4 protein-coding genes are annotated in these 4,178 nt (G+C 38.0%); all 4 read right to left on the bottom strand.

Going from position 1 to position 4,178, the window contains the following annotated elements; genetic code table 11:
* Positions 1–463 precede the first annotated feature (463 nt).
* The 4 genes from P364_RS0134810 to P364_RS0134795 all read right to left on the bottom strand — a co-directional run bounded on the left by P364_RS0134810 (position 464) and on the right by P364_RS0134795 (position 4,071).
* Positions 464–1,015, bottom strand: coding sequence for a hypothetical protein (locus P364_RS0134810; RefSeq protein WP_024634534.1), 552 nt, complete (start codon positions 1,013–1,015; stop codon positions 464–466).
* A 49-nt stretch (positions 1,016–1,064) separates the two neighbouring features.
* Positions 1,065–2,354: a competence protein CoiA family protein gene (locus P364_RS0134805; RefSeq protein WP_024634533.1), complete on the bottom strand. Its 1,290-nt coding sequence runs from the start codon at positions 2,352–2,354 to the stop codon at positions 1,065–1,067.
* Positions 2,355–2,575: 221 nt separating this feature from the next.
* Positions 2,576–3,475 (bottom strand): hypothetical protein, encoded by a 900-nt coding sequence (locus P364_RS0134800; RefSeq protein WP_024634532.1) that lies wholly within the window; start codon positions 3,473–3,475, stop codon positions 2,576–2,578.
* A gap of 251 nt (positions 3,476–3,726) precedes the next feature.
* Complete coding sequence (locus tag P364_RS0134795; protein ID WP_024634531.1) at positions 3,727–4,071, bottom strand: hypothetical protein; 345 nt, start codon at positions 4,069–4,071, stop codon at positions 3,727–3,729.
* Positions 4,072–4,178 lie beyond the last annotated feature (107 nt).

Here is a 4,178-nt window from a genome sequence, read left to right as displayed (position 1 = left end):
TTTTATTTCCAGTAGGTGTCCCACTTCATATTACAATCCGTCACACAAAAAGACCCCGAACATTAGCCGGAGCTTTCGATTACTTATTTAAACGTCAATTCGTGATGTACTAAAGCTTTAATGAGCCAAGCATAATGAATTTTTAGAGGAACTACACTATTCTTATCAAGATGAATAAATTTTCATCGTTATAATGAAATACAATCTATTAGTAGAGACTTAACAACCACATTTAGCATTTTTTTAACAATCGAAACTACTGATTGATAGCTTTTTATATATTATTCCTAGAAGACCCTCTAAAACCGCCTTTAGTTACCAAATCCGTGACTTTTCATCTACGTTCCTCCTTTTATTGGGTTATGATTAGCTGATACTCTATTTTTGAAAACTATTTAACGTATATCACATCAATACTTAGCTGAAGCTGTACTCCAGAATGCGCACCTTATTAGAGGATACACTATACTTGGTTAATCTTAAGAAGATAGACTACCTTCTTAGTACCAGTTTCAGGTTTCACCCTAGTAACAGCAGATACATTAAACCGTTCAATTACCCAACTGGGAACGTCTGCAGCAGGATCCGGACTTGACACTCTTAACAGGGAGCTTTCGGGATCATAAACGAAATCTAGATACTCTCTGTCCGGTCTGTACCCTTCAGGTGAAAAATGGTCTGTAAGTACAAAAGCCCGCGGAACTTCCATTTGCCCAAAATAGTATCTCGGCTTTGATATTAACTCAGTTAATCCATTAAATTGTGCTTCTTCGCTATCTCCTCGTGGATAGATGATTCCTGCAGCCACATTATTTTTATGATCTTCAACCTTGTTGAACAACAATTCATCAATGGAATGACATTCTTCATCTTCTTCCTCACCAGTGCTACCGGTACTCCAGGTAATCCAAAGTTTTCCCTCATTTTCTTCATCTACTTCGACTACAGTAAACGCCCAGATCTGTCCACTTACAACACAATCGTATGTACTGCCAACCTTGAATGTTTCCTTCATCGTTAACCACCCTTCCATTGTTAGAACTAAGTCTATTCATTATAACAAACTATAAATCTACAATCTCAAGAAGGTGTATCCTAACATTGGAATCCGATATTTTTCCCAGTGCTTCAAAAGCCATTTTTTTAATATCACGAAGGTCCCATCCCTTAAAAATAACCAACTCCCTGTTATGTCTCAAATATTGCGCCAGTAAGGCGGCATCCTCTGCAGAGATGTACTTTCGTTTAAGTCTTTCGATGAGGTATGTAACGGTCCCATCATCCCAGTAAATCACCGGAAGACCCTCTTGAGGTTTGTCCTGTCTCACAATTTGAGGTAATGGTATTTCAACATCATTCAATGCGTGGGTGTCCTCTATTCTTCCTTTATCAATTTGCGTGAGGCGATCTACACCATTAGCAAAATCTGATTTAAAAATATCCATTTGCCGATTTTCGAAATCATCATTAGATAACTGAAGGTAATCCTGGATTACCAAAGCTTCAGTAAGTTGCATCTTGTAACCCGTAGTTACAGCAAAAGCTCGGTATGGGGGTTCAAGTTCATCAAAGATGATTCGATGAACAGAAAACGATATTCCATCAGGCGTGGAATGAACATAGTACAGGCTGCGGACATCATTTTGAAGAAACTGTTTCTCATTATAATTAAACGCCTCTGATATCGAGTAAGTATCGTTACCAGATAGATTATTCAGTAGTTTATCCCATTTGTGATCCCAATCTGTTTTGGTACTAAGAAGGGTCTCAGATTCCCAAAGAAACAATACTCTATACGATAAATCTAAACTCAGCTCTTGATCCTCTATAAACCAGATATTATTTAAGCCTTTCTCATCGAAATATTGATTCCTTTTTCGAATTATCTTAACGAGTGACTCATCACCCTTCTGATATACATTGGTCAGGACTGATATACCAAACTCATAGTTGCCCTTTTTTACGATGATATCAGGGACAACCTTCCAACCTCCTTCAGCTTTCGCTTTATAGCCATGCTCCACTTTAAGATCAGGTTTATATCTCTCCTGCGTTCTCAAGTCATCGTAAATGACGTCCCGTATTACCGAGTGCTGAGCTGATTCTCTCTTCACTTGCTGCTCATATTGTTCATATGAATGGGCAACTGTACAGGACTTACCCTGTTTATGTGCAAAATGAGGTTCATTCATGTTCCCCGCGCGAAGTATGAGATATTCATCACAGAAGGGACACCTAATTCCATCTTTTCTCCCCTTTTTCCTGATCTCTGTGATAGCCAGATCTTTCCGGGGATACTTATTAAATTCGTCAAAAAGAGAGATTAGAGTATTCTCGTAATTGCAAATTTGCAAATCATTCCACTCCTTTCCAAAGTACTCTTTTTTGGTAAGCGACTAGTTCAATTTATGGTAATTCCGGGGCATCATGATTACTTTTAAGTCCTAAACTCTAATCGTAAATCTACAGCCCCCCTCACTTTAAAGATAAGATAAAATAAACAACGTCATTCACTTGAGGGCTTGATTTCGTCTTCAAGATTCTCCAAAATCTACATCCAGAGCAGGGTTTGTCATTATACTCGAGTTTGTTCATACTGCTTCGTAATGTTATCTTTAAGAGATTTCCACCGCTCAAGTGTTTCACCCAAATTTTCAACGATATCCTGAACAGTCGGTCCTTCAATATATTTAATAGAAGACTGTGAGTAAACCTCGTAGCTCGTACCCCATAAGACGATATCACCTAAATCGCGATCATCATCAAAATCAGGGTTAGCAAGATTCACTATAATTTCTGTAGTACTATCCAACGACTCTAAGAATTTGGAAAATAACTGCCGATTTAAACCGTCATAAAAAGGGCCTCCTGCATTATAAAAGTCTACCAGAATATCGTAGAATACCGACCAGCCATTGTAAACCTTACCATTCCCGAAGACATGAGGATCTATTTTTTTTAATTGAGTAATGACATCATTCAATTCCATCATCGTGTTGTACTCATTTTCATTCATTTTTTTGACAATAACAATTGGGGAGTCTTGTTCTTCCTGCACTTTGATAGGTTCAGTATCAATGGGGGGAACCTGTTCCGCCTGCACTTTGAGAGATTCAGCTAATTTAGTTTTTGCCATTTCTTTATATCCGATTGTGATAACAACGATGCCAAGGCCAAATAGTGTAGCCCAATCTCCAGCTCTTTGCACAATCCAAACCCCTGTTAGATTGTTGAGTACAGGGATTGGTAATAACGAGACGAGAGATGCGATAAGAAAAACCAGACCGCTAACAAATGTGTTAGTGGCCCACTTTTCATTGCTTTTCACATCGCTGTAATAATCCGCTAGGGTAAATAATGCTGCAGCTATGGATAGTAATGCAATAAACAATGTTGGAACCTCAATGATCAATCTCATAATAGAAATGACTATATAAAAATAGCCTATCCCTATAGTTATAATTATCGATTTCAATTTATAAATCCGCTCCTGATTAAAGATTTAAAGTTTGTTCAAAAATTTGGATCATACTGAAGCTTCCATACATTATCTTGGCTATCCAACATCTCTCAAGCTCAATAAAAGACAAACAACTCCAAGGTCAATCTTAACTAGGAAACGTTGAGCCTGGCCCCACGTTAGGTCCCCTTTTTACTATCTATAAGACCACATCCCAACCGGGCTTTCATAAGATCCCGTAGAACGAATATTGGGTTGTTTAGCCATTACAATGAGTTCTCAATGATGTCTTCCAGTTGTTTTCTAAGATTTGCAATTTCAACAAGAAGTTCTTCATATCGTTCTTGGCTGCTACAGGATCGGCATTCTTTCTCCAGCTCATCTATTTCCGTGTTTAGAATTTCACGCATTAGTATCCGTTCCATCTCTTGATTCGCAGAAGGGGTAAAATATACATCACTACACGGTATACACTTAAGAGCAGAGAGCTCCGGCAGCTTTACCTTCTTCTGCTCATTAATTTGGATTTCCGTAGAATGTCGTATTTCTTGCAATTCTCCTCCACATTTAGGGCATGTTACCATTATCATAATTACCTGTCCTTCCTCCATTAATTCAACCCTTGTTCTGATAACAAGAGAGTTAACATCTTTATAAGATTATATTATTTTGATTTGACGGATTGTAATATGAAGTGCGACACCTACTGGAAATAAAA

The sequence above is a fragment of the Paenibacillus sp. MAEPY2 genome (genome assembly GCF_000499205.1).
Lineage (GTDB): Bacteria > Bacillota > Bacilli > Paenibacillales > Paenibacillaceae > Paenibacillus > Paenibacillus vandeheii.
This window is presented reverse-complemented; position numbering and strand designations above follow the sequence as displayed.

What these genes read in the sequence shown, in the direction of transcription:
- P364_RS0134810 (WP_024634534.1), bottom strand. Translation starts at nt 1,015, where the DNA reads ATGAAGGAAACATTCAAGGTTGGCAGTACATACGATTGTGTTGTAAGT.
- P364_RS0134795 (WP_024634531.1), bottom strand. Translation starts at nt 4,071, where the DNA reads ATGGAGGAAGGACAGGTAATTATGATAATGGTAACATGCCCTAAATGT.